This is a genomic window from Candidatus Weimeria sp. HCP3S3_B5, assembly GCF_052064335.1.
Taxonomy (GTDB): Bacteria; Bacillota; Clostridia; order Lachnospirales; family Lachnospiraceae; genus Weimeria.
On the sequence record NZ_JBQHVU010000003.1, the window covers coordinates 1 to 25,250 of the forward strand.

The 25,250-nt window shown below is 47.6% G+C and carries 23 protein-coding genes and 2 tRNA genes; 23 read left to right on the forward strand and 2 right to left on the reverse strand.

The annotated features are described in order from the left end of the window. Positions 1–352 precede the first annotated feature (352 nt). From ACTNCK_RS02265 to fba, 7 genes are read left to right on the forward strand one after another with little or no spacing between them, the layout of a single operon-like run. Positions 353–1,750, forward strand: a complete 1,398-nt coding sequence (locus ACTNCK_RS02265) for an aminopeptidase (protein ID WP_441080890.1) — start codon at positions 353–355, stop codon at positions 1,748–1,750. A 7-nt stretch (positions 1,751–1,757) separates the two neighbouring features. Beyond that, positions 1,758–2,699, forward strand: a complete 942-nt coding sequence (gene murB / locus ACTNCK_RS02270) for a UDP-N-acetylmuramate dehydrogenase (protein ID WP_441080736.1) — start codon at positions 1,758–1,760, stop codon at positions 2,697–2,699. Continuing rightward, positions 2,699–3,559: an RNase adapter RapZ gene (rapZ, locus tag ACTNCK_RS02275; protein ID WP_441080737.1), complete on the forward strand. Its 861-nt coding sequence runs from the start codon at positions 2,699–2,701 to the stop codon at positions 3,557–3,559. Before murB ends, rapZ begins: the two co-directional genes overlap by 1 nt. Before the next feature lie 30 nt (positions 3,560–3,589). Next, positions 3,590–4,444: a DNA-binding protein WhiA gene (gene whiA / locus ACTNCK_RS02280; protein ID WP_441080738.1), complete on the forward strand. Its 855-nt coding sequence runs from the start codon at positions 3,590–3,592 to the stop codon at positions 4,442–4,444. A gap of 17 nt (positions 4,445–4,461) precedes the next feature. Continuing rightward, a complete protein-coding gene (locus ACTNCK_RS02285) occupies positions 4,462–4,710 on the forward strand; it encodes an HPr family phosphocarrier protein (protein ID WP_441080740.1) in 249 nt (82 codons plus the stop codon). Between the two features lie 18 nt (positions 4,711–4,728). Continuing rightward, a complete protein-coding gene (locus ACTNCK_RS02290) occupies positions 4,729–5,658 on the forward strand; it encodes a diacylglycerol/lipid kinase family protein (RefSeq protein ID WP_441080741.1) in 930 nt (309 codons plus the stop codon). A gap of 30 nt (positions 5,659–5,688) precedes the next feature. After that, the gene (gene fba, locus ACTNCK_RS02295; RefSeq protein ID WP_441080742.1) at positions 5,689–6,552 is read left to right on the forward strand and encodes a class II fructose-1,6-bisphosphate aldolase; all 864 of its coding nucleotides are present in this window, start codon (positions 5,689–5,691) and stop codon (positions 6,550–6,552) included. Between the two features lie 49 nt (positions 6,553–6,601). Here fba and ACTNCK_RS02300 read toward each other — a convergent pair whose 3' ends face one another. After that, a complete protein-coding gene (locus ACTNCK_RS02300; RefSeq protein WP_441080743.1) occupies positions 6,602–7,762 on the reverse strand; it encodes a GGDEF domain-containing protein in 1,161 nt (386 codons plus the stop codon). A 105-nt stretch (positions 7,763–7,867) separates the two neighbouring features. Here ACTNCK_RS02300 and ACTNCK_RS02305 point away from each other — a divergent pair, with 105 nt between their 5' ends. The 7 genes from ACTNCK_RS02305 to ACTNCK_RS02335 are packed head-to-tail and all read left to right on the forward strand — an operon-like array spanning position 7,868 to position 15,205. After that, on the forward strand, positions 7,868–9,232 hold the full coding sequence (locus ACTNCK_RS02305; RefSeq protein ID WP_441080744.1) for a transcription antitermination factor NusB: 1,365 nt from the start codon (positions 7,868–7,870) through the stop codon (positions 9,230–9,232). Next, complete coding sequence (gene rlmN, locus ACTNCK_RS02310; RefSeq protein ID WP_441080745.1) at positions 9,229–10,269, forward strand: 23S rRNA (adenine(2503)-C(2))-methyltransferase RlmN; 1,041 nt, start codon at positions 9,229–9,231, stop codon at positions 10,267–10,269. Before ACTNCK_RS02305 ends, rlmN begins: the two co-directional genes overlap by 4 nt. Further along, positions 10,266–11,027 carry a Stp1/IreP family PP2C-type Ser/Thr phosphatase gene (locus ACTNCK_RS02315; protein WP_441080746.1) on the forward strand — a complete coding sequence of 254 codons (762 nt, stop codon included), beginning with the start codon at positions 10,266–10,268 and terminating at the stop codon, positions 11,025–11,027. The genes rlmN and ACTNCK_RS02315 overlap by 4 nt, the downstream gene beginning before the upstream one ends. Then, positions 11,021–13,000 (forward strand): Stk1 family PASTA domain-containing Ser/Thr kinase, encoded by a 1,980-nt coding sequence (gene pknB, locus ACTNCK_RS02320; protein ID WP_441080747.1) that lies wholly within the window; start codon positions 11,021–11,023, stop codon positions 12,998–13,000. The genes ACTNCK_RS02315 and pknB overlap by 7 nt, the downstream gene beginning before the upstream one ends. Next, complete coding sequence (gene rsgA, locus ACTNCK_RS02325; protein ID WP_441080748.1) at positions 12,997–13,887, forward strand: ribosome small subunit-dependent GTPase A; 891 nt, start codon at positions 12,997–12,999, stop codon at positions 13,885–13,887. The genes pknB and rsgA overlap by 4 nt, the downstream gene beginning before the upstream one ends. Beyond that, the gene (gene rpe, locus ACTNCK_RS02330; protein ID WP_441080749.1) at positions 13,884–14,534 is read left to right on the forward strand and encodes a ribulose-phosphate 3-epimerase; all 651 of its coding nucleotides are present in this window, start codon (positions 13,884–13,886) and stop codon (positions 14,532–14,534) included. The genes rsgA and rpe overlap by 4 nt, the downstream gene beginning before the upstream one ends. Further along, positions 14,534–15,205, forward strand: a complete 672-nt coding sequence (locus ACTNCK_RS02335) for a thiamine diphosphokinase (protein WP_441080751.1) — start codon at positions 14,534–14,536, stop codon at positions 15,203–15,205. The genes rpe and ACTNCK_RS02335 overlap by 1 nt, the downstream gene beginning before the upstream one ends. Here ACTNCK_RS02335 and ACTNCK_RS02340 read toward each other — a convergent pair. Beyond that, positions 15,180–15,896: an SGNH/GDSL hydrolase family protein gene (locus tag ACTNCK_RS02340; protein ID WP_441080752.1), complete on the reverse strand. Its 717-nt coding sequence runs from the start codon at positions 15,894–15,896 to the stop codon at positions 15,180–15,182. The two genes, ACTNCK_RS02335 and ACTNCK_RS02340, sit on opposite strands and share 26 nt — an antisense overlap. Positions 15,897–16,103: 207 nt before the next feature. Between ACTNCK_RS02340 and ACTNCK_RS02345 the strand changes: the two genes are divergently transcribed. From ACTNCK_RS02345 to ACTNCK_RS02385, 9 genes are all read left to right on the forward strand, one after another. Further along, entirely contained in the window at positions 16,104–18,434 is a 2,331-nt protein-coding gene (locus tag ACTNCK_RS02345) for a RelA/SpoT family protein (RefSeq protein WP_441080891.1), read from the forward strand. A gap of 1 nt (position 18,435) precedes the next feature. Continuing rightward, on the forward strand, positions 18,436–19,086 hold the full coding sequence (locus ACTNCK_RS02350) for an MBL fold metallo-hydrolase (protein ID WP_441080753.1): 651 nt from the start codon (positions 18,436–18,438) through the stop codon (positions 19,084–19,086). Positions 19,087–19,102: 16 nt separating this feature from the next. After that, entirely contained in the window at positions 19,103–20,614 is a 1,512-nt protein-coding gene (gene hemZ, locus ACTNCK_RS02355) for a coproporphyrinogen dehydrogenase HemZ (protein WP_441080754.1), read from the forward strand. Positions 20,615–20,661: 47 nt separating this feature from the next. Next, the gene (locus ACTNCK_RS02360) at positions 20,662–21,588 is read left to right on the forward strand and encodes a hypothetical protein (RefSeq protein ID WP_441080755.1); all 927 of its coding nucleotides are present in this window, start codon (positions 20,662–20,664) and stop codon (positions 21,586–21,588) included. Positions 21,589–21,640: 52 nt separating this feature from the next. After that, positions 21,641–22,300 (forward strand): lytic transglycosylase domain-containing protein, encoded by a 660-nt coding sequence (locus ACTNCK_RS02365; protein ID WP_441080756.1) that lies wholly within the window; start codon positions 21,641–21,643, stop codon positions 22,298–22,300. A 109-nt stretch (positions 22,301–22,409) separates the two neighbouring features. Next, positions 22,410–22,482, forward strand: a tRNA-Thr gene (locus tag ACTNCK_RS02370). 342 nt (positions 22,483–22,824) lie between these two features. Next, positions 22,825–24,159: a diaminopimelate decarboxylase gene (locus tag ACTNCK_RS02375; RefSeq protein ID WP_441080757.1), complete on the forward strand. Its 1,335-nt coding sequence runs from the start codon at positions 22,825–22,827 to the stop codon at positions 24,157–24,159. Between the two features lie 95 nt (positions 24,160–24,254). Further along, a tRNA-Leu gene (locus ACTNCK_RS02380) sits at positions 24,255–24,337 on the forward strand. 70 nt (positions 24,338–24,407) lie between these two features. Continuing rightward, positions 24,408–25,154, forward strand: a complete 747-nt coding sequence (locus tag ACTNCK_RS02385) for an adaptor protein MecA (protein ID WP_441080758.1) — start codon at positions 24,408–24,410, stop codon at positions 25,152–25,154. Positions 25,155–25,250: the final 96 nt, after the last annotated feature.

A 25,250-nucleotide genomic window follows, 5' to 3' on the forward strand; every position in this document is an offset into this window, starting at 1 on the left:
CGCGGATGAGCAGGCGCGAAGCGACTGCGAATCGGCACCGCTCATTTATTGGAAGTGCGAAAGCGCGAATGCGCGGATGCAATAGCGCGAACGCGCGGATGAGCAGGCGCGGAGCGACTGCGAATCGGCACCGCTCATTTATTGGAAGTGCGAAAGCGCGAATGCGCGGATGCAATAGCGCGAACGCGCGGATGAGCAGGCGCGAAGCGACTGCGAATCGGCAGCGCTCATTTATTGGAAGTGCGAAAGCGCGAACGCGCGGATGCAATAGCGCGAATGCGCGGATGAGCAGGCGCGAAGCGACTGCGAATCGGCACCGCTCTGAGGAAACTTTTTTATGGAAAGGAATATTATGGACAAAAAGAACGCATGGCTTAAGTACAAAGAGGAGAAGGATAGAAAAAAGGTAATGGATTTCGGTGAGGACTACAGGAAATTTTTAAGCTGCAGCAAGACCGAGCGTGAGTGCACATCATTTTTTGCTAAGCAGGCAGAGAAGGATGGCTTTCGTAATCTTGATGAAATAATAGCTAAGAACGGCACCATAAAGCCGGGAGACAAGCTCTACCGTACCAACCGCGGCAAGAATATAGCTCTTTTCGTGATAGGAGAGGAGCCGGTTTCAGAGGGAATGAATATTCTTGGAGCCCATATAGATTCTCCGAGAATGGACTTAAAGCAGGTACCTCTTTATGAGGATACAGAGATGGCAATGCTTGATACGCATTATTATGGCGGAATCAAGAAGTATCAGTGGGTTACTCTTCCTCTGGCTCTTCATGGAGTCATCGCGAAAAAGGATGGGACAGTCGTTGAAGTAAATGTGGGAGAGGATCCATCTGACCCGGTATTCGGAGTATCGGATCTCCTTATCCATCTTGCAGATACCCAGATGAAGAAGACAGGCGCCAAGGTCGTTGAGGGAGAGGACCTGAATGTAATGATCGGGACCATCCCTCTTGAGAAGGCATCTGATGATAAGGAAGAAAAGGATCAGGTAAAGAAGAACATCCTTGAGATCCTTAGGGATAAATATGATATAGAGGAGGATGATTTCCTTTCTGCGGAGATAGTGGTGCTTCCGGCAGGAGAGGCCAGGGATTACGGCTTTGACAGGAGCTGCATAATGGGCTATGGCCATGATGACAAGGTATGCGCATATCCGTCCTACAGGGCAATAGCAGATACAGATGCAGGAAAGAGGACCTATGCCTGCCTGCTTGTTGATAAGGAGGAGATCGGATCGGTCGGTGCTACAGGAATGGAATCAAAGTTCTTCAGGAATACGGTCGCAGAGATCCTTCATCTGAGCGGAGATGATTCACCGATTTCAGTTATGAGAGCCATGGAACGCTCAAGAGCACTTTCCTCAGACGTATCCGCAGCCTTTGATCCTAATTATCCGGATGTATTCGAAAAGAAGAACAGCTGCTATTTCGGACATGGACTCGTGATCAATAAGTACACAGGAGCAAGAGGAAAGTCAGGAAGCAATGATGCGACAGCAGAGTATATGGCTATGATCAGAAAGACATTTGATGATGCTGATGTCAGCTTCCAGACAGCAGAGCTTGGAAAGGTAGACCAGGGAGGCGGCGGAACTATAGCCTATATTCTCGGAAACTACGATATGGACGTTATAGACAGCGGAGTAGCAGTGCTTTCGATGCATTCTCCATGGGAGATTATCTCGAAGGTGGATCTGTACGAGGCATACAGAGGCTATATAGCATTCCTCCATACATGCTGAGGTGGCCATGGGGTCAATAGAAACAGATTTAAGAGAGATAATAACTGAAAAGGATGCGCTTCATATCGACGAACCGATGAAGAGGCATACGACATTCGGAGTAGGCGGCAGGGCGGATATATTTATAGATGTATCCATAGATGAGCTTGCTTCGGTAATGGCCTGTCTCAGAAGGCATGAAATTCCGGTTACAGTGGTAGGAAACGGAAGCAATCTGCTGGTTTCAGATAGTGGGATCCGTGGAGCGGTCCTCTGTATAGGAAGAAGGATTAACCGTACAGAGGTAAAAAAGGATCAGGATAATGCCATGATAAGCTGTCAGGCAGGAGCGCTCCTGCCCAGGGTGGCAATGATGGCAGCGGATCAGGCCTTATCAGGCCTGGAATTCGCAGCTGGTATACCCGGAACTATTGGCGGAGCCGTTTATATGAATGCCGGAGCCTTCGGAGGAGATATGAGCGAGATAGTTTCCTCTGTCACGACCATAACAGAGGATGGCGAGATAAAGGATTACAGCGCTTGTCAGGTAGGCTTCGGATACAGGAAGAGCATCTTTTCAGAGAAGAATGAGATAATCACAGGAGCTGTTCTGTCGCTTCGGCCAGGAGATCCTTCCGAGATAAGGGAAAGGATTAAGTCTATTTGTGATAAAAGAAAAAAAAGCCAGCCTACAGGAGTAAGAAGCGCCGGATCGACGTTTCGGAAGGCCGGGGACGGTGATCTGATCTCGGATCTGACACCAGCCTGGAGGCTTATACAGCAGGCCGGTATGAAGGACGCAAGAGTGGGAGGTGCCCTTGTATCTCCAAAGCATTCGGGATTTGTAGTAAATGACGGGAGCGCAACAGCCGGGGATATCTACCAGCTGATCTGCGCTATAAAGGAGCGGGTAAAGGAAGAAACCGGAGTGGAACTGGAGCCGGAGGTAAAGCTTTTAGGAGAATTCTGATGGAACTTGTGATCATAACAGGAATGTCGGGAGCAGGAAAACATACAGCGTTCAAGATCCTCGAGGATATGGGCTACAACTGTGTGGACAATCTCCCTATAGCCCTGCTGAGGAGCTTTGCTGATCTGGCGGCAGGAAACCCCAACAGCGAGAAGGTTGCTGTCGGAATAGATATAAGGAGCAGGACTCCTATATCGAAGCTCGAGGGGATCCTCGATGAGCTGGACAGTGATGGCAGAAGAGTAAAGATCCTTTACCTTGAGGCCGATGATCAGGTCCTGGTAAAGAGATTCAAGGAGAACAGGAGGACACCGCCCCTGTCAGAGGGCAGAAGGACAATAGATGCGATCCATGCGGAAAGGGAAGCGATAGCCTTCCTGAAGAGGAGAGCGGACTATATAATAGATACTTCCCACCTTCTGGTCAGGGACCTAAAGACAGAGCTCACAGAGATATTTTCAGAGGGAGCGGATTACAAGAGCTTAAACATCACTATCCTCTCATTCGGATTCAAATACGGTATACCTTCTGATGCGGATCTGGTCTTTGATGTCCGCTTCCTGCCGAATCCCTATTATGATGAAAGACTGCGGCCTCTGACAGGTAATGACCGGGAGATAGTCGATTATGTCATGTCTTCGGATAAGGCCCATGAATTTGTAGAAAAGCTTGATGATCTGATAAGCTTTCTGATACCTGAGTATATAAGCGAGGGCAAGACCGAGCTCGTGATCTGCTTCGGCTGCACAGGAGGAAGACACAGGTCGGTCACTATAGCAAGACAGGTCTATAAGATGCTGCTTAAGCATGAGGGCGATTATGGCCTTAGGATTGAGCACAGGGATATAGACAAGGGATAGAGGTGGAAGCTTACGTCATTTGCATCTGATGTGAAAAAAGAGCTGCTGACCATTACCCCACAGGCAAGGCATTGCCGGATAGCTGAGATAGCTGGGATCTCGGCCTGCATAGCGAAAAGCGTCCCGGAAGGGATAATGGTCGAGACAGAGAATGCAGCTGTTTTTGAAAAATACTTTACTTTATTAGAACAAACGATTAATATAAAGGATGTTGACCCGAAAGGTCTCATAAGTGTAACTGATCAGAAGAAGCTTCTGGAGGTGCTGAAAAAGAATGATGCAGATCTCATGACAGCAGAGCCTGTGGTGATACAGCAGGACTGCTGCAGGAGGTCTTTTCTCCGTGGATTCTTTTTGTGTGCCGGTTCGGTTTCCAATCCTGAGAAGTCATATCATTTCGAGATGGTATGTAAAAGTCAGGCGCAGGCCGATCAGGTTATGTCACTTCTTCTGGGAGCAGGCACCTGTCCCAGGATGATCGTAAGAAAGGGTCATCAGGTGGTTTACCTGAAGGAGGGCGACCAGATAGAAACGATCCTTGGTATACTCGGAGCATCAAAGGCATTCATGCGCTTTGAAAATACGAGGATCCTTAAGGAAATGCGTGAGAATGTCAATCGTCAGGTGAACTGTGAGACCTCCAATATCAGGAAATCGGTCAGTGCTGCGGTAAGGCAGATAGAAGACATCAGATTCCTTCAGGAGAATGGAAGCTATTCACTTCTCAATGATAATCTGAGAGAGGCAGCTGAACTGAGACTGCAGTTTCCTGATATGCCGCTTAATGAGCTGGGGAAGAGGTGCCTTCCCCCGGTAGGGAAGTCCGGGATCAACCACAGACTGCGGAAGATAGGACAGATAGCAGATAGTATCAGAAATAAATGAATGGAGGATTATATTTCATGAAAAAGGACGTTACTATCCAGATGAAGGAGTCGCTTGAGGCTACTCCTATCGCGCACCTGGTGCAGCTTGCCAATCAGTACCAGAGCAGCATCTATCTTGAGATGGATTCCAAGAAGGTAAATGCAAAGAGCATAATGGGGATGATGAGTCTTGCTCTTACAAGAGGCTCTGTTGTTACGATCGATGCACAGGGTGAGGATGATGAGAAGGCTGTGACAGCCATCGAAGGCTTTCTCACTAAATAAAGGGACGGGATATTTTTCATGGGGAAAAAACTTCTGTTTATTTACAATCCGCATTCAGGACGCGGTATGATCAGAATGAGTCTGTCCGATATAATTGAGATCATGGTCAGAGCCGGTTACGAGGTGAGCGTCTATCCGACACAGAAGCCAAAGGATGCGATGGAGCAGACTCTATCTCACGGGGGTGAATATGACAGAATAGTCGTAAGCGGCGGGGACGGCACACTTGATGAGGTAGTCACTGGCGTGATGAAGTCGGGACTGGATGTGCCTGTGGGATATATTCCTGCCGGTAGCACAAATGATTTCGGTGCATCCCTTGGTATTCCAAAGGATATGACACAGGCTGCAAATATAGCATCCTGGGGCATTCCAAGGGCATTTGACGTGGGAAGGTTCGGAGATGATTATTTCGTTTATGTAGCGGCCTTCGGCATTTTTACCCAGACTGCCTACAGCACCAGTCAGCAGCTTAAGAATGTTCTGGGGCATTCAGCCTATATACTGTCTGCCTTCAAGCAGCTTCGGGACATTCCATCATACAGGATGCAGGTGGAGTACGACGGAAATGTGCTCTATGATGAATTCATCTTCGGTATGGTCACCAATACCCTGTCTGTAGGTGGTATCAAGGGCATTATACCGGGAGACAAGAAGCTCGATGACGGCCTTTTCGAGGTGACGCTTGTGAAGACACCGAAGAATCCCATGGAGTTAAACGAGATAGTCGGAGGACTTACAGGTGTCCTCAAGGATGCCGATACCGATATGGTAAGCTCCTTCCAGACTAGGAGCATAGTCTTCACGACGGCTGAGGAGATTCCCTGGACGCTTGACGGAGAATACGGAGGAAGCGTCAGCAAGGTCCAGATAGAAAATCTGCACCGGAAAATGAACATAGTGGTTGAATCAGATCAGAAAAAAGCTTATAATGTGAGCGATGAATGACAATCAGCATACAAAACGGAGGAAAAGTCAATGTTAGTAAATGCTGCCGATATGTTAAAGGAAGCAAGAAAGGGTCATTATGCAGTTGGCCATTTCAATATCAACAATCTTGAGTGGACCAAGTCGATCCTTCTCACAGCTGAGGAGCTTAAGAGCCCTGTTATCCTCGGAGTATCAGAGGGTGCAGGAAAGTATATGACAGGCTTCAAGACTGTTGCCGCAATGGTAAAGGCAATGGATGAGAGCTTAGGTATCACGGTTCCGGTGGCTCTTCATCTTGATCATGGTACATTCGAGGGCTGCTATAAGTGTATCGATGCAGGATTCACATCAATCATGTATGATGGATCTCATGATGATATCGAGACTAATGTCAATAATACAAAGGAGCTCGTATCAGTAGCTCATCATCTCGGAATGTCGATCGAGGCTGAGGTAGGCGGAATCGGCGGAGAAGAGGACGGAGTAGTCAGCATGGGTGAGTGCGCTGATCCAGAGGAGTGCGAGAGAGTAGCCAGCCTTGGAGTAGATATGCTCGCAGCCGGAATCGGAAATATCCATGGAGTATATCCGGAGGGATGGCCGGGACTTCGTTTTGATGTTCTTGAGAATATCAAGGCAAAGGTAGGAGAGATGCCGCTCGTTCTTCATGGTGGTACAGGAATCCCTGATGATATGGTAAAGAAGGCCATTACTCTCGGAGTATCAAAGGTAAACGTAAATACCGAGTGCCAGCTTGTATTCGCAGAGGCTACAAGACAGTACATAGAGGCAGGCAAGGATAAGGAAGGCAAGGGATTCGATCCTCGTAAGCTTCTTGCACCGGGCGCTGAGGCAATCAAGGCAAAGGTTAAGGAGAAGATGGAGCTTTTCGGTTCTGTAGGAAAGGCCTGATAAGACTTATCGGGGTGCGCATGGCGCACCCTTTATTTTTTTGCAGGGATCAGAGGCGCTGTATGTGTCGCTGCTTCTTTACCAGGTAGAGGACAGAGTCTGCTGCATTGACAAGCTCCCTTACAGTGTGGGTGGTAAGAGGATCATATCTGACACAGCCAATGCTAAGCGACAGGTTATAGATATGGTCGCCTGACTTATTTGACATAGAGATGAGACGCTGGATCCTGGCGGATATCCGGTTGTTCTCCGAGGATGATTCGGACTGAAGTATGATAGTGAATTCGTCTCCGCCGTATCTTGCGGCAAGAGCCCTCTTTCCGCATTCGGCTATACCGCTCTCAAGGATCTCTGCAACCTCCTTTAAGGCTATGTCTCCCTGAACATGGCCGAAGCTGTCGTTTATGGTCTTGAAGAAATCAACATCGATCATGAAAAGAAACAGGCCTGATTCGGATGGACTTTTCATCCAGTGCGAGATCGTATGGAAGAGGGCTCTGCGGTTTGAAAGACCGGTAAGGGAATCATACTTGACGCCGCTCTCGATAAGGTATGTATAAAGCAGAAATATGGTTATGGCAAGAGACGGAGCAAGGAGAGGCAGTCGTCTGAAATATAGCTGCAGCAGACTTGCTGCGACAGGTATCAGAGGACAGAGCGAGTTTGCGAAAAAGGTGGTCCTCTCAAAATAATTTTTCTCCCTTGATATGTTCTGCGTTGATCTGACAGCACATACTGCGAGATATACAAAAGGAAAGATATACTGAAGTATGAAGAGCCTCCCTCTGACATAGAAGAGATCTGATCCTACATGAAATAGGAAACCTGTCCATGGATTCGTGATCAGAAGGAGGGCATGGAGATAGACAATAGCTCCGGACAGGATCATGCTAAGCCTCCATGCAGAGAAGGCGGTCCGTCTGATCGCCTCGGATAAGAGCAGCCATATTAAGCCTATGAAGGTCAGGGAGAAAAAATATATGCTCTTTGTGATATAATCGAGAGTCCTGTTTCCGGGTATGCAGCCGGAATCCATAAGCTGCCAGATGGTATCACACGTGATATTTATGACCATAAGAGCAATGCCAGAGACAAAATACTGCCATTGGTTTATCAGCTCTGAGCCTATGCTCTTTATAAGTATTGTAAGAAGCATGATAACGCTGACTGCGTTTACTTCTATATATAAAGCAAGTGGGTTATATATCATAAGCCTCTCCTCTTCTCTTTTTCCCGAAACGATTATACTATTCTTATATGGAAAGGTCAAACTGGCATATTTGTCAGATAGGGAGATTTATGATATAGTAGCCCCATGGAAGATACGGTTAGGAAAGAGGCGTTTTATACCCTTCTTGAAAATGACATGAATTCCTCTGAAAGAATGGAGAGAGCCTTTAGTGATCATCCTGGCTGGGATGAAAGGGACAGGGCCTTCTATACTGCTCTTGTTGACACCACTCTTTCAAGGCTTGTAACAATAGATGCGGTAATAGGCGCTTATTCGAGGACCCGTATAGGAAAGCTGTCAGCCGTCGTCCGCACCGGGCTTGAGATAGGACTGGCCCAGATCCTTTTTATGGACAGGGTACCTGATTCTGCAGCCTGCAATGAATCGGTGAAGCTGGTAAAGATCGGCGGAGACGGCCGTTACAGCGGCTTTGTAAATGGGATCCTGAGGAATATAATAAGACATAAGGACGCTCTGCAGGCAAAGACCGTGATCGACGGGAAGCCGGTCTGGCTTACATATACTGATCAGGAAAATGGATGGAGGGCAGAGGGAAATGTGAGTGATCAGATTCTTAATGCTGCAGGTCTTTCCATAACCTACTCCTATCCGCTCTGGATAGTCAGGCATCTTATCAGATCGTATAAGAATGCCCGGCAGATCCTTGCAGGCCTTTCTATGAAAAGAAGACGCTTCGCGTTTTCGGCCATAGATACATCCGATCTGATAGAAAGGCTTGCAGGTGAGGGAGTAGGGGCAACTGCCCTTCCGGGAGAAGATGCGCCTGCAGTCTTTTTTGAGTCGGGAGGAAACCCTGCGGATACAAAGGCCTTCAGGGAAGGGCTTTTTTATATAATGGACCGGTCGTCTATGGAGCCTGTCTTAAGGGCAGAGCTCAGAGAGAAAAGCAGGATCTTAGACCTCTGTGCTTCTCCGGGAGGCAAGTCCATAGAGGCTGCCCTTATGTATAAGGCCAGCCTGCTGTCCTGTGATGTCAGTGAGAATAAGACAAAACGGATATACCAGAATATAAGCAGGATGCATGTTGAAGACAGGGTAGAGGTAAGGGTAAATGATGCAAGGGTACTCAGCAGGGATCTTTGCGGGAAATTCGACGCAGTGATAGCGGATGTGCCCTGCTCTGCTCTTGGAGTAAGCGGAAGGAAGCCGCAGATAAGACAGAGGGTTAAGGAAAGTGACTTTTCTGTACTGAGCGGGATCCAGAGAGAGATCCTTGATAATGCTGCGGAGTATCTGAAGACAGGCGGTCTGCTCATTTACTCGACCTGCACTCTCGATCCGGCAGAAAATGAGGATCAGGTCAGTGCCTTTCTTGAAAGAAGGAGGGACTTTACTCTGAAAGAGCAGAGGACCATTATACCGGATCAGTATCACGACGGATTCTTTTATGCGATAATTATAAAGAAAAGAGATTCTACAGAAGGATGAATATATCGGATCTGAATATTGATGAGCTTACTGACTATATGCTTTCTATCGGGGAAAAGAAGTTCCGCGCCAGACAGATATATAAATGGCTCCATGTCAGCCTTGTCACTGATTTTTCTGAAATGACAGACCTGTCAAAGGAATTAAGGAAAAGACTTTCGGATGAGTGCATGATCACAGTCCTAAAGCCTGTCGAGATACAGACATCAGCAGAGGATGGCACGAAAAAGTACCTGTTCGAGCTTTCGGACGGCAATCTTGTCGAATCAGTACTTATGAGATACAGGTTTGGCTGCAGCGTTTGTATCTCCTCTCAGGTGGGCTGCAGGATGGGATGCAGATTCTGTGCATCTACTATAGACGGCTGGCTCCGTAATCTGACTCCGGGCGAGATGCTGGGCCAGGTAGAGGCCATACAGCGCAACTGCAAAGAGAGAGTAAGCCATGTGGTTGTTATGGGAACAGGCGAGCCACTTGATAATTATGACAATCTTCTGGCCTTTATCAGGATGCTTACAGATCCGAACGGCCTTAATATTTCCCAGAGGGATCTGACAGTAAGCACCTGCGGTCTGGTCGATAAGATAAGGCAACTGGCGGAGGAGAAGCTTTCGATCACTCTGGCCCTGTCTCTTCATGCCTCTGATCAGGAAAAGAGAATGGAGCTGATGCCGATAGCACGCAGATTTGATATAAATGAGACAGTGGCTGCCATGAAATATTATCAGAGGACGACAGGCCGCCGGGTGACGTTTGAGTATTCTCTTATAAGCGGAGTAAACGACAGGCCAGAGGATGCCAGGAAGCTTTCTGTGCTGCTTTCCGGTATCGGGGCCCATATCAACCTGATCCCGGTAAACCCGATAAAGGAGAGGGATTTTGTGAGCCCGTCAAGGCAGGCGGCAGAGGCCTTTGCCGACCGACTTGCAAAATACGGAATAAATGTTACTATTAGAAGGGAAATGGGGAGAGACATTGATGGCGCATGCGGACAGTTACGCCGCAGACGTCTTGATGAGAAAGGTAATTTAGAATGAAGTATTACTGCCTGACAGACAAGGGCATGGTGCGTCCTGCAAATGAGGATTTTGTTTTCGCCTCAGACAGATCGGTAGGCTCTCTTGGAAACCTCTTTATAGTAGCCGACGGGATGGGCGGAGAAGCTGCAGGTGACTATGCCAGTGAGTTCACGGTTAAGAAGATAGTTGAGCTTCTGAGAAAGACAGACGGCGAATTCCTTAAGCAGGATGGGGTCGCTTCTCTTATCAGGGATGCAATATCCGAGGCTAACTGGCAGCTTTTTGAAAAGGCCAGAAGCGATGCCTCAAAGAAGGGCATGGGTACTACACTTGTGGTGGCTACCTTTCTTGACGGCCATCTCCATGTGGCAAATATTGGAGACAGCCGTCTCTATGTACAGCGCGGCAACAATATCTACCAGATTACTCTTGACCATTCATACGTACAGGAGATGGTAAGAAACGGTGAGATAAGCGAGGAAGCCGCAAAGAATCATAAGTATAAAAGCAGGATCACGAGGGCTGTCGGAGTTGAGACAATGGTTCATGCAGATTTCTTCGATGTCCCTGTAGCTGATCTGGACAGAGTATTGATGTGCACTGACGGACTTACAAATATGGTCGACGATCAGCAGATCAGCAGCCTGCTTTCAAACGGATCGGATCTGGAATCCCAGGCAAAGGCGCTTCTTGAAATGGCTCTTGCGGCAGGTGGACCGGACAATATCACTATCACATTGATTGACCCAAGGGCGGGTGAGGAGAAGAAATGCTGAGCACAGGAACAATTTTAGCAAACAGATACGAGATCCTGGAAAAGATAGGAACCGGGGGAATGAGCGATGTCTATAAGGCTCTGGATCATTCTCTTGGCAGAGAGGTAGCGATAAAGGTGATGAAGGCGGAATTCTCACAGGATTCCACCTTTGTCTCAAAGTTCAGGGCGGAGGCACAGGCTGCTGCCCTGTTAGAGCACCCAAACATTGTAAACATATACGATGTCGGAAGTGAGGACGGCCTCTACTATATAGTAATGGAGTATGTTGAGGGTATCACTCTGAAGAATTATATTTCTTCAAAGGGACGTCTCGGCTACAATGAGGCCGTATCGATCGCCATTCAGGTGGCAAAGGGGATCGAGGCCGCTCACAGCAAGGGCATAGTCCATCAGGATATCAAGCCACAGAATATCATTATTTCAAAGGACGGCAAGGTAAAGGTCACCGACTTCGGAATAGCAAGGGCTGCGACATCGAATACCATTCATGCGGATATGATGGGAAGTGTCCACTATATCTCACCTGAACAGGCAAGAAATGGATTTGTCACATATTCATCGGACATCTATTCTCTTGGTATCGTAATGTACGAGATGGTTACAGGAAGAGTGCCTTTTGACGGGGATACTACGGTTGCTGTTGCGATCCAGCATATACAGTCGCCTATCACGCCTCCGGAGAAGCTCTCACCGGATCTTCCTGTTTCAGTAAGCAGGATCATACAGAAATGTACTATGAAGAGTCCGGAGAGAAGATATGAGTCAGTGTCTGCCCTGCTTGTTGATCTGAAGAAGGCTCTTATGCATCCGGACGAGGACTTTGTCGTGATCCCTGATAATCAGCCGGATATGGAAAAGACCAGGGTCATCACAAAGGATGAGGAGGATGAGATCAGGAGACAGACCCGCCCTGTAAATAAAGACAGCGAGAAGGTCTATGAGCCTGAGGACGAGGAAGACGAGAGTGATGACGGCCCTATAAACCCTAAGATGGATAAGGCTATCACAATAATGGGAATTGCTGCTGCGGTAGTGATCGTGGCTATAATCCTCTTTATGCTAAACTCTGTATTTGACATCTTCAAGTTCGGAAAGGGCAAGAGAACATCTACCTCGACCGAGCAGACGACTACGGTTGCTGTTCCTGATCTCGAGAAGATGACATTCGAGGAGGCAAGAGCCGCTCTTACAGACAAAGGCCTCGAGATCCGCAAGGGAGAGGAGGAGGCCTCCGACAAGTTTGATAAGGGACAGATCATGGCGCAGGATCCGGCAGCAGGCGAGAAGGTATCGCCTGGTACTACGGTAGTAGTGACTATCTGCTCAGGCGAGGGTGATGTAGATATACCGCAGGTTACAGGAAAGACCGAGGCTCAGGCCGAGTCAGAGCTTGAGGCCGCTGGCTTCGAGGTAAGCGCCAAGGAGTCCTACAGCGACGACGTCGCAAAGGGATATGTAATGTCACAGACTCCGGTCGCCGGAGAAAAGGGCAAGAAGGGGGATACGGTCATCATCACTATAAGCAAGGGTGCTGAATCCTTAGAGATACCTTCTGTTATAGGAAAGAGCCAGTCGGCAGCTACTGGCACTCTGGAAAATGCAGGCTTTGCTGCGGGAGATATAAGCGAGTCTCCTTCTGACAAGTATCCCAAGGGACAGGTAATGGCACAGAGCCCTGGAGCAGGTACCAAGGCAGGAAAGGGAACTAAGGTAAGCCTTGTTATATCGACAGGTGCTGCGACCTATTCGTTCTCTGATGTGATCGAGCCTTCTGATACCGATAATTATGATTCCAACTACGTCGTTTTAAAGGACGCAAGGGGCAACGCCATTAGACACTGGACCATAAACCAGGCAACAGACGTATCTGTAAAAGGTATCACCACAAGCACAGGAACAGTCGTTGTCTATTCTGACAGCAGTATGGAGGAGCAGCTTTCGTCCTATGCTGTGACATTCAAAAGCGAATGACCGGCAGGATAGTAAAGGCTCTCTCAGGCTTCTATTATGTATATGAGGAGAAGAGCGATACAGTCTATTCATGCAGGGCCAGAGGACTTTTCAGGAAGAAGGATCTGCATCCGCTGGTTGGAGATCTTGTGACCTTCGAGATCACGCACCATAAGGATAAGGAAGGACAGATAGTCTCGGTTTTTGACAGGAAAAGCTGTCTTTCCCGTCCCCCTGTCGCGAACTGTGATATGGCTCTGCTCGTGACATCGGTCCACAGGCCTGATATCAATACGGATCTGATCGACAGATATCTCATCCTGCTTGATCATAGCGGTCTTATTCCGGTCCTTATCCTTCAGAAATCAGATCTGAACAGCACAGAGGATCAGGAAAGGATAATTGAAAACTATAAGGGCAGTGGCTACAGGATGATCTTTGTTTCTGCACTTGAGAGGAAGGGGCTTGAGGAGGTAAGAGATACGGTTCGCGGTCATATATCGACCGTTGCCGGACCATCGGGAGCCGGGAAGTCAACACTTCTTAATGCGCTTACCGGACGCGACATCTTAAAGACCAGCAGCGTTTCTGATCATACAGGGAGAGGAAAGCAGACCACAAGGCATACAGAACTTGTACATATAGATGAGGGGACCTATATCTGTGATACTCCGGGGTTTTCCTCTGTAAACCTCCCAAGGCTGAAGGAAACGGAGCTTACACAGTATTTCCCTGAGTTTGACGGATACAGCGGACAATGCAGATTCAGGGGCTGCGTCCATGTGTCTGAGCCATCATGCAGGGTCAGGGAGGCAGTAGAAAACGGAGAGATAAGCGTGGGGAGATATCAGAGCTATCTGCGTATGTATAATGAGTTAAAGGAGATCAACAAAAGGAGCTATCAATGAACTGTCTTTCACCGTCAATACTTTCGGCAGACCTGACCTGCCTGGGGGATCAGGTGCGTGCTCTTGACAGAGCAGGAGCGGATTATTTCCATATAGATATAATGGACGGAGCCTTTGTCCCGAATATCTCATTTGGTATACCTGTGATTAAGGCTGTGAGGGGACTTACCGACAAGATCTGCGATGTGCATATGATGGTAAATGAGCCGATACGCTATATAGATCAGGCTGCGGAGGCCGGGGCGGACCTTATCACAGTACATGCCGAGGCCTGCACCCACCTTGACGCTACCATACAAAGGATAAGAAGCGCCGGAGCAATGGCAGGCGTAGCCCTTAATCCGGCTACACCGGTTTCTGCTGTCAGCTGTATTCTGGGCCAGGTCGATATGGTCCTTGTGATGATGGTAAATCCAGGCTTCGGAGGACAGAAGCTTATTCCCTATACTATAGACAAGATCAGGGAGCTTAAAACCATATCCGAGGGAGGCAGGGACTCGTTTGACATAGAGGTTGACGGAGGAGTGAATTTCGATAACGCAGCCCTGCTTCTGGATGCAGGAGCGAATATTCTTGTTTCTGGAAGCTGTCTGTTTGATGGAGATATAGAGGAAAACACGACAAGGTTTAGGGAGATACTTGAATAATGCGTACAGTAATAATCGGGGGAGGCTCTCTTGATATGGATGTCGCGGAGGCTCTAATAGACGAGGATGATGACACGACTATAATAGCTGCTGACAGGGGCCTTGATTACTGTCGCCTTCTTCATATAAAGCCATTTATGGCGATAGGGGATTTTGATTCTGTTTCGAAAAGCACAAGGGATCTCCTTGATTCCTTTGAGCAGGATGAGGTAAAGGTGGTGCGTCTTAATCCGGTAAAGGATGATTCTGATCTCGAGGCTGCACTTAATTATGTGCTTTGTAATACTATCCAGGGGGATATATATCTGCTTGGCGCCACCGGCTCAAGGCTTGACCATGTGCTTGGAAACCTGAGCCTTCTTGCCCTCGCTGCCCGTCATGACAGACACTGCTATATGGTTGATAGGACAAACAGGATCAGAATGATAAGAGCCGGGGAAACCGTTCTTATAAAGAAAAACAAGCAATACGGCAAATATGTATCACTTCTCCCTGTCTTCGGGAAATGTGAGGGGGTAAGAGCTACAGGGGTATATTACCCGCTTGATAATGCTGTAATAGGCGATGGGAAATCTTATTTTACTCTTACTATAAGCAACGAGATCACATCCTCTATTGCCTCTTTTTCCGTTGCGACTGGAAGTCTTATTCTGATCGAGTCGAAGGACTGACCTTATTATTCTTCATGCCGTCTTCGATTATCGAATAGATCCTTTTGTAGACGGCGTCTGTATAGTGAAGACCGTCTGCTGTTGTAAATCCCTCCCGGCTGATCACAGTATTGTAGTCAATATAGCTGATGCTGTTCCGGTCGCAGAAGTCCTTTAGCTTATTGTTGAATTCAGTTACGTCGTCATTTGAAACCTTTGCAGACGGGCCGGTCGGCCCAACTGAGACAAGGGTCAGATCATAGTCATTCTTAAGAGACAGGTATTCATCCTTATATTTATCCAGATCCCAAAGATCGTTGACGCCCAGGCAGATCACATATTTCCATTTCGAGATCCAGGTATGGGTCTTTTTTATATCCTCTGCCTGGGAGAGAGCTGAGTTTACGAACCAGTTATAGCCCTCTCCTACCTTTGCGACGACATACTGATGATTGGTCACATTGTCAGTGATATCACAGGCTAAGTCCATACCGACGAAGCGGCTGTCACCTATCAGTATATATCCTGTAGACGGATCATCTGTGTATTCCTCGTCGAGCGCAGACGCGCTGGTGTCGGTCTTTTCCTTGTTGCGATCCAGAGCCTTTCTGCTGTCTCCCTGTCTCGGGATCTCATATGCCAGAAATCCGATGCCGCCGGCTATTATGATAGAAAACAGCACCAGAAGAATTATCTTTCCTACCTTATGCATCTATAAAAACCTCCGGATGAACCATATAATATCACAAATATGTTACAAATGCATTAAAAATATTAAGAAAAAATCAAACAAAGGAAACTTAAGACTATATTACGAGTGTTGATTTTACGGACTCAAAACTATATAATAGGAAAACAAGAATTGATCGGAAAACTATTATCAGAATACAATGATCTTTACAGGAAAGGAGTGGACCAGATGCCGGATATCTCAGATGTTACGTCAAAAGATTTCGAACAGCTTGAAGAAAAGATTTCCAAGTCCAACCGAAATGTTGTGCCCACTCATGATTTCGAGGATCCTGCCGAGCTGTATAAGGAGCTTATAGCAAAGGTCAGACGCTATCACCCGAACGGCGATATCTCTATTATAGAAAAGGCCTACAATGTCGCCCGTAAGGCTCATAAGGACCAGAAGAGGAAGTCAGGTGAGCCATACATAATCCACCCGCTCTGCGTAGCAATAATCCTTGCCGATCTCGAAATGGACAAGGAGACGATCGCGGCTGGACTTCTGCATGATGTTGTAGAGGATACGGTGATGACCAGGGAGCAGATAGCAAAGGAGTTTTCAGATGAGGTTGCGGAGCTGGTTGACGGAGTCACCAAGCTGGGTCAGGTGCCGCTGGACGCGGATAAGGTAGAGGTCCAGGCTGAGAACCTCAGGAAGATGTTCCTTGCAATGGCAAAGGACATCAGGGTCATAATAATAAAGCTGGCTGACAGGCTTCACAATATGCGTACCCTAAAGTACATGCGGCCTGAGAAGCAGAAGGAAAAGGCCAGGGAGACTATGGAGATTTATGCCCCTCTGGCCCAGAGACTTGGAATTTCAAGGATAAAGATCGAGCTTGACGACCTGGCCTTAAAGTATCTGAAGCCAGAGGCTTACTATGACCTGGTCGAGCAGATAGCCCAGAAGAAGACAGAGCGTGACGCCTATGTCCAGGGCCTTGTAAAGGAAGTAAGGAAGCATATGGAGAGTGCTGGCATACCGGCGACGGTTGAGGGCCGGGCCAAGCATTTTTTCTCCATCTACAAGAAGATGGTCAATCAGCATAAGACTCTTGACCAGATCTATGACCTGTTTGCTATCAGGATAATAGTAAACGATGTGAAGGACTGCTACGCTGCGCTTGGAGTCATTCACGAGAATTATACCCCTATTCCGGGCAGGTTCAAAGACTATATAGCCATGCCTAAGCCCAATATGTACCAGTCGCTTCATACGACTCTTATCGGACCAAGCGGTACTCCCTTCGAGATACAGATAAGGACGTACGAGATGCACCGTACCTCTGAGTACGGTATAGCAGCTCACTGGAAATATAAGGAGAGCGGAGAGGGAGCAACGATCAACAGGGAGGAGGCCAAGCTTTCCTGGCTACGGCAGATTCTTGAGTGGCAGAGGGACATGAGCGACAACAAGGAGTTTGTCTCACTGCTCAAGAACGATCTGAATCTTTTTTCAGATACTGTCTTCTGCTTTACCCCGACTGGAGATGTGAAGAATCTTCCGAGCGGATCGACCCCTATAGATTTTGCCTACAGCATCCATTCAGCAGTCGGGAACAAAATGATCGGCGCAAAGGCAAACGGCAAACTTGTGCCAATTGACTACCGGATAAAGAACGGAGACAGGGTCGAGATCATCACCTCCCAGAATTCAAAGGGACCTAGCAGGGACTGGCTTACAATAGTTGCCTCGGCTCAGGCCAAGAACAAGATCAATCAGTGGTTCCGTTCTATCACCAAGGATGAGAATATACAGAAGGGTCAGGAGCTTCTAATTGAGAATGCAAGGACCAAGGGCATAGATCTGGGGACTATCAATAAGCCTAAGTATCAGGAAAAGGTTCTTCGCAGATACGGTTTCCATGACTGGAATTCCGTTCTGGCTGCCATTGGGCAGGGAAGCCTGAAGGAAGGCGCCGTCATCAACAAGATGGAGGAGAATTACCGCAAGGACAACCCTGTGGTGCTTACCGATCAGGATGTCCTTGCTGCCAATAATCCGGATGCACCTGTAGACAAGGAGCACCCTCAGGTGGCCGCTAAGGCCAAGAAGTCGAAGAGCGGCATAATAGTGAAGGGCCTTTACGATGTGTCGGTAAGGTTTTCAAAGTGCTGCAATCCTGTGCCTGGCGATGAGATAGTGGGCTTTGTCACCAGAGGAAGAGGAGTCTCTATCCACAGGACAGACTGTGTGAATATCATAAATATGCCTGAGTCAGACAGGAGCAGGCTTATAGAGGCTGAATGGCAGCCTGAGGATCCGCATGAGAGAGAAAAGGATAATTTCCTTGCAGAGATCCATATCTATGGCCACAACCGTACAGGACTTCTGGTGGACATAAGCAGGGTATTTACAGAGGCCGAGATAGATATCCGTTCCATGCATTCGAAGACCAGCAAGCAGGGAATGGCTACTATCGATGTAAGCTTTTTTGTCCGCAACAGGGATGAGCTTTCCGACATAAGCGTAAAGATAAGGCAGATAGATTCAGTAGTAGATATAGAAAGGGCATAGTATGAGGATGCTGCATTATGTTGTCGGGCCTATAGCTACCAACTGCTATATTCCGGTTTCGGATGATGATCTGGGTATAGTGATTGACCCTGGAGATTCAGGCAGGAAGATAGGCCAGGAGCTTGTAAAGAACAATGTCAGACCACAAGCCATCCTCCTTACCCATGGACATATAGACCATGTGAGCGGGGTAGGTGATCTTAAAGACTTTTTTGCAGAAAAGGGCATCGATATTTCTGTATATATCATGGAGGATGAGCTTGAGACTCTTAGAGACCCTGAGATCAATCTTTCTGCCTATATGGGTCAGAAAAGCGAGGACTTTTCAGGCCTTGTAACAGATACACTTGAGGCAGATGAAGAAAGGACCATTGCCGGCTTTACCTTCAGAACCATACCTACTCCGGGACATACACCGGGTGGCTGCTCATATTATTTTCCTGAGCAGAAATGGCTCTTTTCAGGCGATACACTTTTCTGCGCGAGCGCAGGAAGGACTGATTTCAAGGGATCATCGACGTCTCAGCTTGTCCATTCGTTAAATGACAGGCTTTTTAAGCTGCCTGATGATGTGGTGGTATATCCGGGACATGACAGGGGGACTACGATAGGATTTGAGAAGGCAGGCAATCCCTACAGCGGAATGCTCTGACCCAGGACATACGGAATTGAGAGAGATTATAGTACTTGAAGAAAACAGAAGATTTGCTGACAGCGAGACAGGGCCTCTTTTCAGATCATTTTTCCCTAAGGCAAGGCTTCTGGTATATCTTAACGGAGAGCTCCTGGGACGTGAGAGCACAAGGGAGAAGGAGGAAAGGCTTTCTGTGAAGCCATCCGCCACCCTGCAGCTGATATTTGACGATCAGACGACAAGAGTCAGATTTCAGGGAGACGAGGCTGTATGCGAGACCGAGAAGAACGCCTTAAAGCGCACGATCTATCGTATTGTTTCTGGGAATACAAAAAGGACATTGCCCTGGGGCTCTACTACAGGCATTCGCCCTACAAAGGAAGCGCTTATGATGCTTTCTGCCGGCAGATCAGCTGATGAGATAAGAAAGCTTTACCGGGATAAATATCTTACATCCGAGGAAAAGATAGACGAAAGTATTGAGATCGCAGAAAACGAAAAAAGGATCCTAAAGGCCTTTCCGGTTACGAAAGAGATGGATCCACGCTTTTCTATGCAGACAAATGGATACTGTCTCTATATAGGTATCCTGTTCTGTCCGTCTATATGTCTCTACTGCTCATTTTCCTCCCACAGAATCGATTCATGCAGGGACATGGTAAGACCCTATATAGCTTCTCTGAAGAAGGAAATAGATTTCGTTGCAGAGCGCTTCAGAGACAGAAGACTTGACTGCATCTATTTCGGTGGAGGCACGCCGACGACCCTGAGTGCAGAGGAGCTTTCGGATATCCTTTCCTATATAGAAAAAAGAATAGATCTCTCACATCTTGCTGAAATAACAGTTGAGGCCGGGAGACCGGATTCCATTTCAGAGGACAAGCTTGCGGTTATGAGAGAGCATGGTGTGACCAGAATCTCTGTAAATCCCCAGACCATGAACGACAGAACCCTTCAGCTGATAGGAAGAAGGCACAGCGTTTCGGATACGATAAAGGCCTACCATCTTGTGAGAAAATATGGCTTTGAATCCGTGAATATGGATATCATCCTTGGCCTTCCTGGAGAAAATGCAGATGATATTTCCCATACCCTTTCTGAAATAAGGAAGCTCTCGCCTGACAATCTCACCATCCATTCCCTTGCCTTAAAGACTGCTGCAAGACTCAGGCTTGAATGGGATAAGTACGAGGAGTTTGATTTCGTCAATTCGACAGAGATTATGGATATGGCGCTTTCCGCCGGCAGGGAGCTTGGCATGAAGGCCTATTATCTCTACCGACAGAAGAATATGGCTGCAAATCTTGAAAATGTCGGTATGTCCATTCCGGGTAAGGAGGGCATATACAATGTCCTGATAATGGAGGAGCGTGAGGATATTGTGGCTATAGGTGCCGGAGCTGCATCAAAGAAGGTAAGGCCTGATGGGGAGGGCGGCTGGCAGATAAGCCGATGTGAGAATGTAAAGGATATAAGGACATATATTGACAGGATCGATCAGATGATCGAAAGAAAAGATAAGCTTTTCACGAAAAGCGAGTTGTGATAAAATAGTGAAGTAGCTGTATATTCAATATGGGGCGGAAGGGTTATATGAATGAGAAGGAAGCGATCCTTAGGGATCTCAAGGTAATAGCGATCCTTGATGAAAAGATCGATTATTCAGATAAAGATAATATAGGGGCGGTCCTGAAGCTTAATCCAAGGTCGCTGTTTGCAACAGAGTACGGCAGTCGTTATCTGCATCGTATCAGAAAGATGCATGATGACCTGCCCTATGACAGGACCTGTATTCTCTGCGGAGCTCCATTAGATGGCGACGGTCCTATATGCAGTAGCTGTTACAAGGTTATCACTATAGGCAATTCAGTCATACCTGAGAGGCCGGAGCCTGTGCATACTGATCACAGGGCTGCTGCTGATGAGGCTGCTGCAAAGACCAGCCCGGAAGGATATAAGGAGGCTGAAGCATCAGAGATACATGATCACACCGCAGATGACACGGAGGAGGCACTTTCCGGGCAGGCTGGAACAGATACTGTTTCTGGGGAGGCTGTGACATCGCCTGAGACAGATGCCCTTTCTGATGGTGCAAAGACGGCAGCCTGGAGCGGGACTGATTCACAGGAGGCAGAGGCTTTTTCCAAGACAGAAGCAGATACATCACAGGTGTCTGAATCAGAAACAGAGACATCACAGGTATCTGGATCAGAAACAGAGATTTCACCGGATGTTACGGATGAGCAGACTAAATCTGCTGAGGAAGGCTTTGCTGAGGATGCTTCTGAGGTCAGACGCACCTACGATGAGATAGAGCAGGACATGAACGATCCTAAGGTCAGGTTTATCAATGCACTTAGGGCCCTTGTGATGCTTTTTGTCGTGGTATGCTTCTCAATCGGTATTGTCTGCGGACTGGTACTTATGATCCGCCGCGCCGGAAGAGCAAGTACGGGTAGTTCTGCAATCATACAGACCTGCAACAGTACTGTCATAGAACAGACCTCCGGGGATATATAGACATAGCGGATGCAGCAATGTGGAAGGATCATTTCAGCTTATAGAGGAATAAATGATAGTCAGGATAAGTGCAGGAGATTACAGATTCATAGGAAAGATTTCACCGGAAAATGGAGCCGGATCGATATCACAGGCACTTTCTGTAAGAGACAACCGTAAGTCAGTTGCTTCCTTTCAGGATCATCTGAAGCATGAGATGGGCATGGTGTATGATAAGATATCCTCTGGCACGCTTCAGGATGACCGGCTTTCTGCTGGTCAGGCTTCGGACACAGCAGCTTCTGCTGACGATGTTTCATCAGACACTGGCTTTAATGTGCCCTCATCCCTGAAGCCGATCTTCAAGGCAGCCTCTGACAGATACTGTGTCAGCGAAAAGCTCCTTGAGGCAGTAGCCTACCATGAGTCCAGGTTTAAGACCCATGTCACATCATCAAGTGGGGCAATGGGACTTATGCAGCTTATGCCTTCGACAGCAAAGAGTCTGGGTGTGACAGACGGCTATGATCCGACGCAGAATATTATGGGTGGAGCTAAGCTTATATCAGGCCTTCTTAAGGAATTCAATGGAGATCTGGATCTGGCTATGGCAGCCTACTCCAACGGAAGCGGAGCAGTCCATAGGGCTGGCAATAAGGTTCCGGACATCAGACAGGCCAGGGAGTTTGTCAGCTATATAAAGTCTGTCATGGGGACAGATAATGGTAAGTGAATGAGCTGATGCCAGAGGACAGGATTTCTATTTTCTGTTAGAAAATGGTTGACAAGTCGTCCTTCATATAGTATATTTATCAAGTCGGCAATTTAATAGCCGCATATAAGCTGGCGTGGCACAGTAGGTAGCGCACCTCATTGGTAGTGAGGAGGTCACCGGTTCGATTCCGGTCGCTAGCTTTACGCGTATTAATTGAGCGGTGCAAATGGAAAGAGCCATCCTGGCTGCAAGCTTGCTTGCACAGCCAGTGATGGTTCTTTCCATTTATAGCGCGAAAGCGCGAATGAGCAGCCGCAGAGCGGCTGCGAATTGGCACCGCTCAATTAAGTGCAGAAGCATGCGCGAATTGCCCCACTCTCTTAATAGGCTAGAGATCGAATTGGCACCGCTCAATTAAGTGCAGAAGCACGCGCGAATTGGCACCGCTCAATTATTGGAGGAGCGGAAGCACGAATCAGCCCACTCTCTTAATATGCGGATTGGCACCAGGGAGCATGTGCAGGCAGAAAAAAGGAAAAAGAATGAAGAAGACACCATTTACAACAAAGGAAAAGCTCGAGGAAATAGCTGCAAAGTATCCTACTCCTTTTCATATCTATGATGAGGCTGGGATCAGAGAAAACGCAGCAAAGGTAAAGGCGGCTTTTGCATGGAACAAGGGCTACCGGGAGTATTTCGCAGTCAAGGCAAATCCAAATCCCTTCCTTATGGATATACTTCATGAATACGGATGTGGAGCAGACTGTTCATCGCTTACCGAGCTTATTTTGTCCGATGCGACAGGACTAAAGGGCGATGAGATAATGTTTTCATCAAATGATACGCCTGATGAAGAGTTCAAAAAGGCAGCAGAGCTCGGGGCCATAATAAATCTTGATGATATCACCCATATAGATGCCTGCCTTCGGGCACTTGGCGGAAAGCTTCCTGAGACAATGTGCTGCAGATACAATCCGGGCGGAGTCTATACACTGTCTAATGGAATAATGGATAATCCTGGCGATGCCAAGTACGGAATGACTCACGATCAGATACTTGAGGCATACAAGAGACTTGCGGATCTGGGAGTGAAGAGGTTCGGACTGCATGCATTCCTTGTAAGCAATACCGTGACAAATGACTATTATCCAGAACTGAGCAGGACTCTGTTTGAGCTCGCTGTCGAGATCAAGGAGAAGACAGGTATTTCATTAAGCTTCATAAACCTCTCAGGTGGAGTCGGCATAGCCTATAAGCCTGAGGAGACACCTAATGATATCACTGTCATAGGTGAAAAGGTCCATAGGGTATATGATGAGATCCTTGTGCCGGCAGGTCTTGGCGATGTTTCAATATATACAGAGATGGGACGCTTCATGATGGGACCTTATGGCGCTCTTGTCACAAGGGTGCTTCATGAGAAGAAGACCTATAAGGATTATATAGGAGTAGATGCCTGTGCAGCCAACCTGATGAGGCCGGCCATGTACGGGGCATATCATCACATCACGGTCATGGGCAAAGAGGATGAGCCATGTGATCATAAATATGATGTAACAGGCTCCCTATGCGAGAATAACGATAAGTTCGCAATAGACCGAATGCTTCCGGAAATAGACCGCGGAGACCTGATCTATATCCACGATACGGGAGCCCATGGCTTTTCGATGGGATATAACTACAATGGCCGTCTCTGGAGTTCAGAGATCCTGCTTCATCCGGACGGAAGCTTTGATATGATAAGACGTGCGGAGGAGCCTAGGGATTATTTCGCAACGTTTGACTGCTTCCCTATCTGGGAGAGGCTTGTAGGTGAGAGGTGCGAGGTGCGAGGGACGAGGCTTGTAGGTGAGAGGTGCGAGGGACGAGGCTTGTAGGTGCGAGGTGCGAGGTGCGAGGGGAAGGAATACTAATCAGTACCCTAACACCTCTAACCTCTGACCTCTAACCTCTAACCTCACACTTAAACTATGCAGGAGTGGCGGAATGGCAGACGCGACAGACTCAAAATCTGTTATGGGCAACCATGTGTGGGTTCGAGCCCCATCTCCTGTACTTCTTGTTGCAACGTTAAGATTGTGATATTATAAAGGTGAGAGGATAATGAAAGGAAAGGAGGACGTTCATGCTTATAAAAAAGGATGGAAAAAACAGCATTACATGTAAGATATCCAGGGAAGAACTTGAGGCAAGAGGCATATCTAATATGGAAGATCTGATCCATGATCAGGTCAGAGCCAGAAAGTTCTTGAATGAGATCCTTGTCGAAGCAGGTGAGACTGTAGACTTTAAGGCAGACAGCGGCTCTATGAGTGTGGCGCTGACAGGACTGCCAGACGGATCAGTCAGCATCACGATCAATAAGGACAAGCCTGAGAATGCGCTTGCCCAGTTGATGGCCAAGTGTAAGGACGCCCTCGGAGATGTCGATAAGGATAAGTCAGAGGATGACGAGAAGGATCCATACGATGGAGTTGTCGTGGATACTCTGGCACCAAGGTTTGACGGCCGGCAGAATATTTCCACGCTCGATCAGAAGGAGGCAACAGAGCTGCTTGAGAACCTTCCGGATGATAAGCCGGTCATGCTTCCGGTGATAGCGGTCATGGACGATCTGGAGAAGTGCATCGGACTCTGCAGGGAGCTTGCTCCCACCAATATGGATGCGCCGTCTGATCTCTATAAGTATGAGGGCAGATATTATCTGTCGATGAGGCTTACAGATACCAAGGAGACTCTTGCCAGCTCGGCGTTTTCTATAGTGGAGTTCTGTCAGGAGATAGTAAATCAGAAAAGAATGCTTTTATTCCTTTCTGAGCATGCAGAGGCAATTATAAGAGATAATGCGATACAGAAGCTGTCACAGCTATGAGATCTGATCGGATGAGACCGGGAAACCGGCCTCTTTTTTGTTGAAATTTTTTCCGGGATAAATTATAGTATTTAGAAGAAATAAAAAGAAAGAAGG

What these genes read in the sequence shown, in the direction of transcription:
- ACTNCK_RS02265 (WP_441080890.1), top strand. Translation starts at nt 353, where the DNA reads ATGGACAAAAAGAACGCATGGCTTAAGTACAAAGAGGAGAAGGATAGA.
- murB (WP_441080736.1), top strand. Translation starts at nt 1,758, where the DNA reads ATGGGGTCAATAGAAACAGATTTAAGAGAGATAATAACTGAAAAGGAT.
- rapZ (WP_441080737.1), top strand. Translation starts at nt 2,699, where the DNA reads ATGGAACTTGTGATCATAACAGGAATGTCGGGAGCAGGAAAACATACA.
- ACTNCK_RS02285 (WP_441080740.1), top strand. Translation starts at nt 4,462, where the DNA reads ATGAAAAAGGACGTTACTATCCAGATGAAGGAGTCGCTTGAGGCTACT.
- ACTNCK_RS02290 (WP_441080741.1), top strand. Translation starts at nt 4,729, where the DNA reads ATGGGGAAAAAACTTCTGTTTATTTACAATCCGCATTCAGGACGCGGT.
- fba (WP_441080742.1), top strand. Translation starts at nt 5,689, where the DNA reads ATGTTAGTAAATGCTGCCGATATGTTAAAGGAAGCAAGAAAGGGTCAT.
- ACTNCK_RS02300 (WP_441080743.1), bottom strand. Translation starts at nt 7,762, where the DNA reads ATGATATATAACCCACTTGCTTTATATATAGAAGTAAACGCAGTCAGC.
- ACTNCK_RS02305 (WP_441080744.1), top strand. Translation starts at nt 7,868, where the DNA reads ATGGAAGATACGGTTAGGAAAGAGGCGTTTTATACCCTTCTTGAAAAT.
- rlmN (WP_441080745.1), top strand. Translation starts at nt 9,229, where the DNA reads ATGAATATATCGGATCTGAATATTGATGAGCTTACTGACTATATGCTT.
- ACTNCK_RS02315 (WP_441080746.1), top strand. Translation starts at nt 10,266, where the DNA reads ATGAAGTATTACTGCCTGACAGACAAGGGCATGGTGCGTCCTGCAAAT.
- pknB (WP_441080747.1), top strand. Translation starts at nt 11,021, where the DNA reads ATGCTGAGCACAGGAACAATTTTAGCAAACAGATACGAGATCCTGGAA.
- rsgA (WP_441080748.1), top strand. Translation starts at nt 12,997, where the DNA reads ATGACCGGCAGGATAGTAAAGGCTCTCTCAGGCTTCTATTATGTATAT.
- rpe (WP_441080749.1), top strand. Translation starts at nt 13,884, where the DNA reads ATGAACTGTCTTTCACCGTCAATACTTTCGGCAGACCTGACCTGCCTG.
- ACTNCK_RS02335 (WP_441080751.1), top strand. Translation starts at nt 14,534, where the DNA reads ATGCGTACAGTAATAATCGGGGGAGGCTCTCTTGATATGGATGTCGCG.
- ACTNCK_RS02340 (WP_441080752.1), bottom strand. Translation starts at nt 15,896, where the DNA reads ATGCATAAGGTAGGAAAGATAATTCTTCTGGTGCTGTTTTCTATCATA.
- ACTNCK_RS02345 (WP_441080891.1), top strand. Translation starts at nt 16,104, where the DNA reads ATGCCGGATATCTCAGATGTTACGTCAAAAGATTTCGAACAGCTTGAA.
- ACTNCK_RS02350 (WP_441080753.1), top strand. Translation starts at nt 18,436, where the DNA reads ATGAGGATGCTGCATTATGTTGTCGGGCCTATAGCTACCAACTGCTAT.
- ACTNCK_RS02360 (WP_441080755.1), top strand. Translation starts at nt 20,662, where the DNA reads ATGAATGAGAAGGAAGCGATCCTTAGGGATCTCAAGGTAATAGCGATC.
- ACTNCK_RS02365 (WP_441080756.1), top strand. Translation starts at nt 21,641, where the DNA reads ATGATAGTCAGGATAAGTGCAGGAGATTACAGATTCATAGGAAAGATT.
- ACTNCK_RS02375 (WP_441080757.1), top strand. Translation starts at nt 22,825, where the DNA reads ATGAAGAAGACACCATTTACAACAAAGGAAAAGCTCGAGGAAATAGCT.
- ACTNCK_RS02385 (WP_441080758.1), top strand. Translation starts at nt 24,408, where the DNA reads ATGCTTATAAAAAAGGATGGAAAAAACAGCATTACATGTAAGATATCC.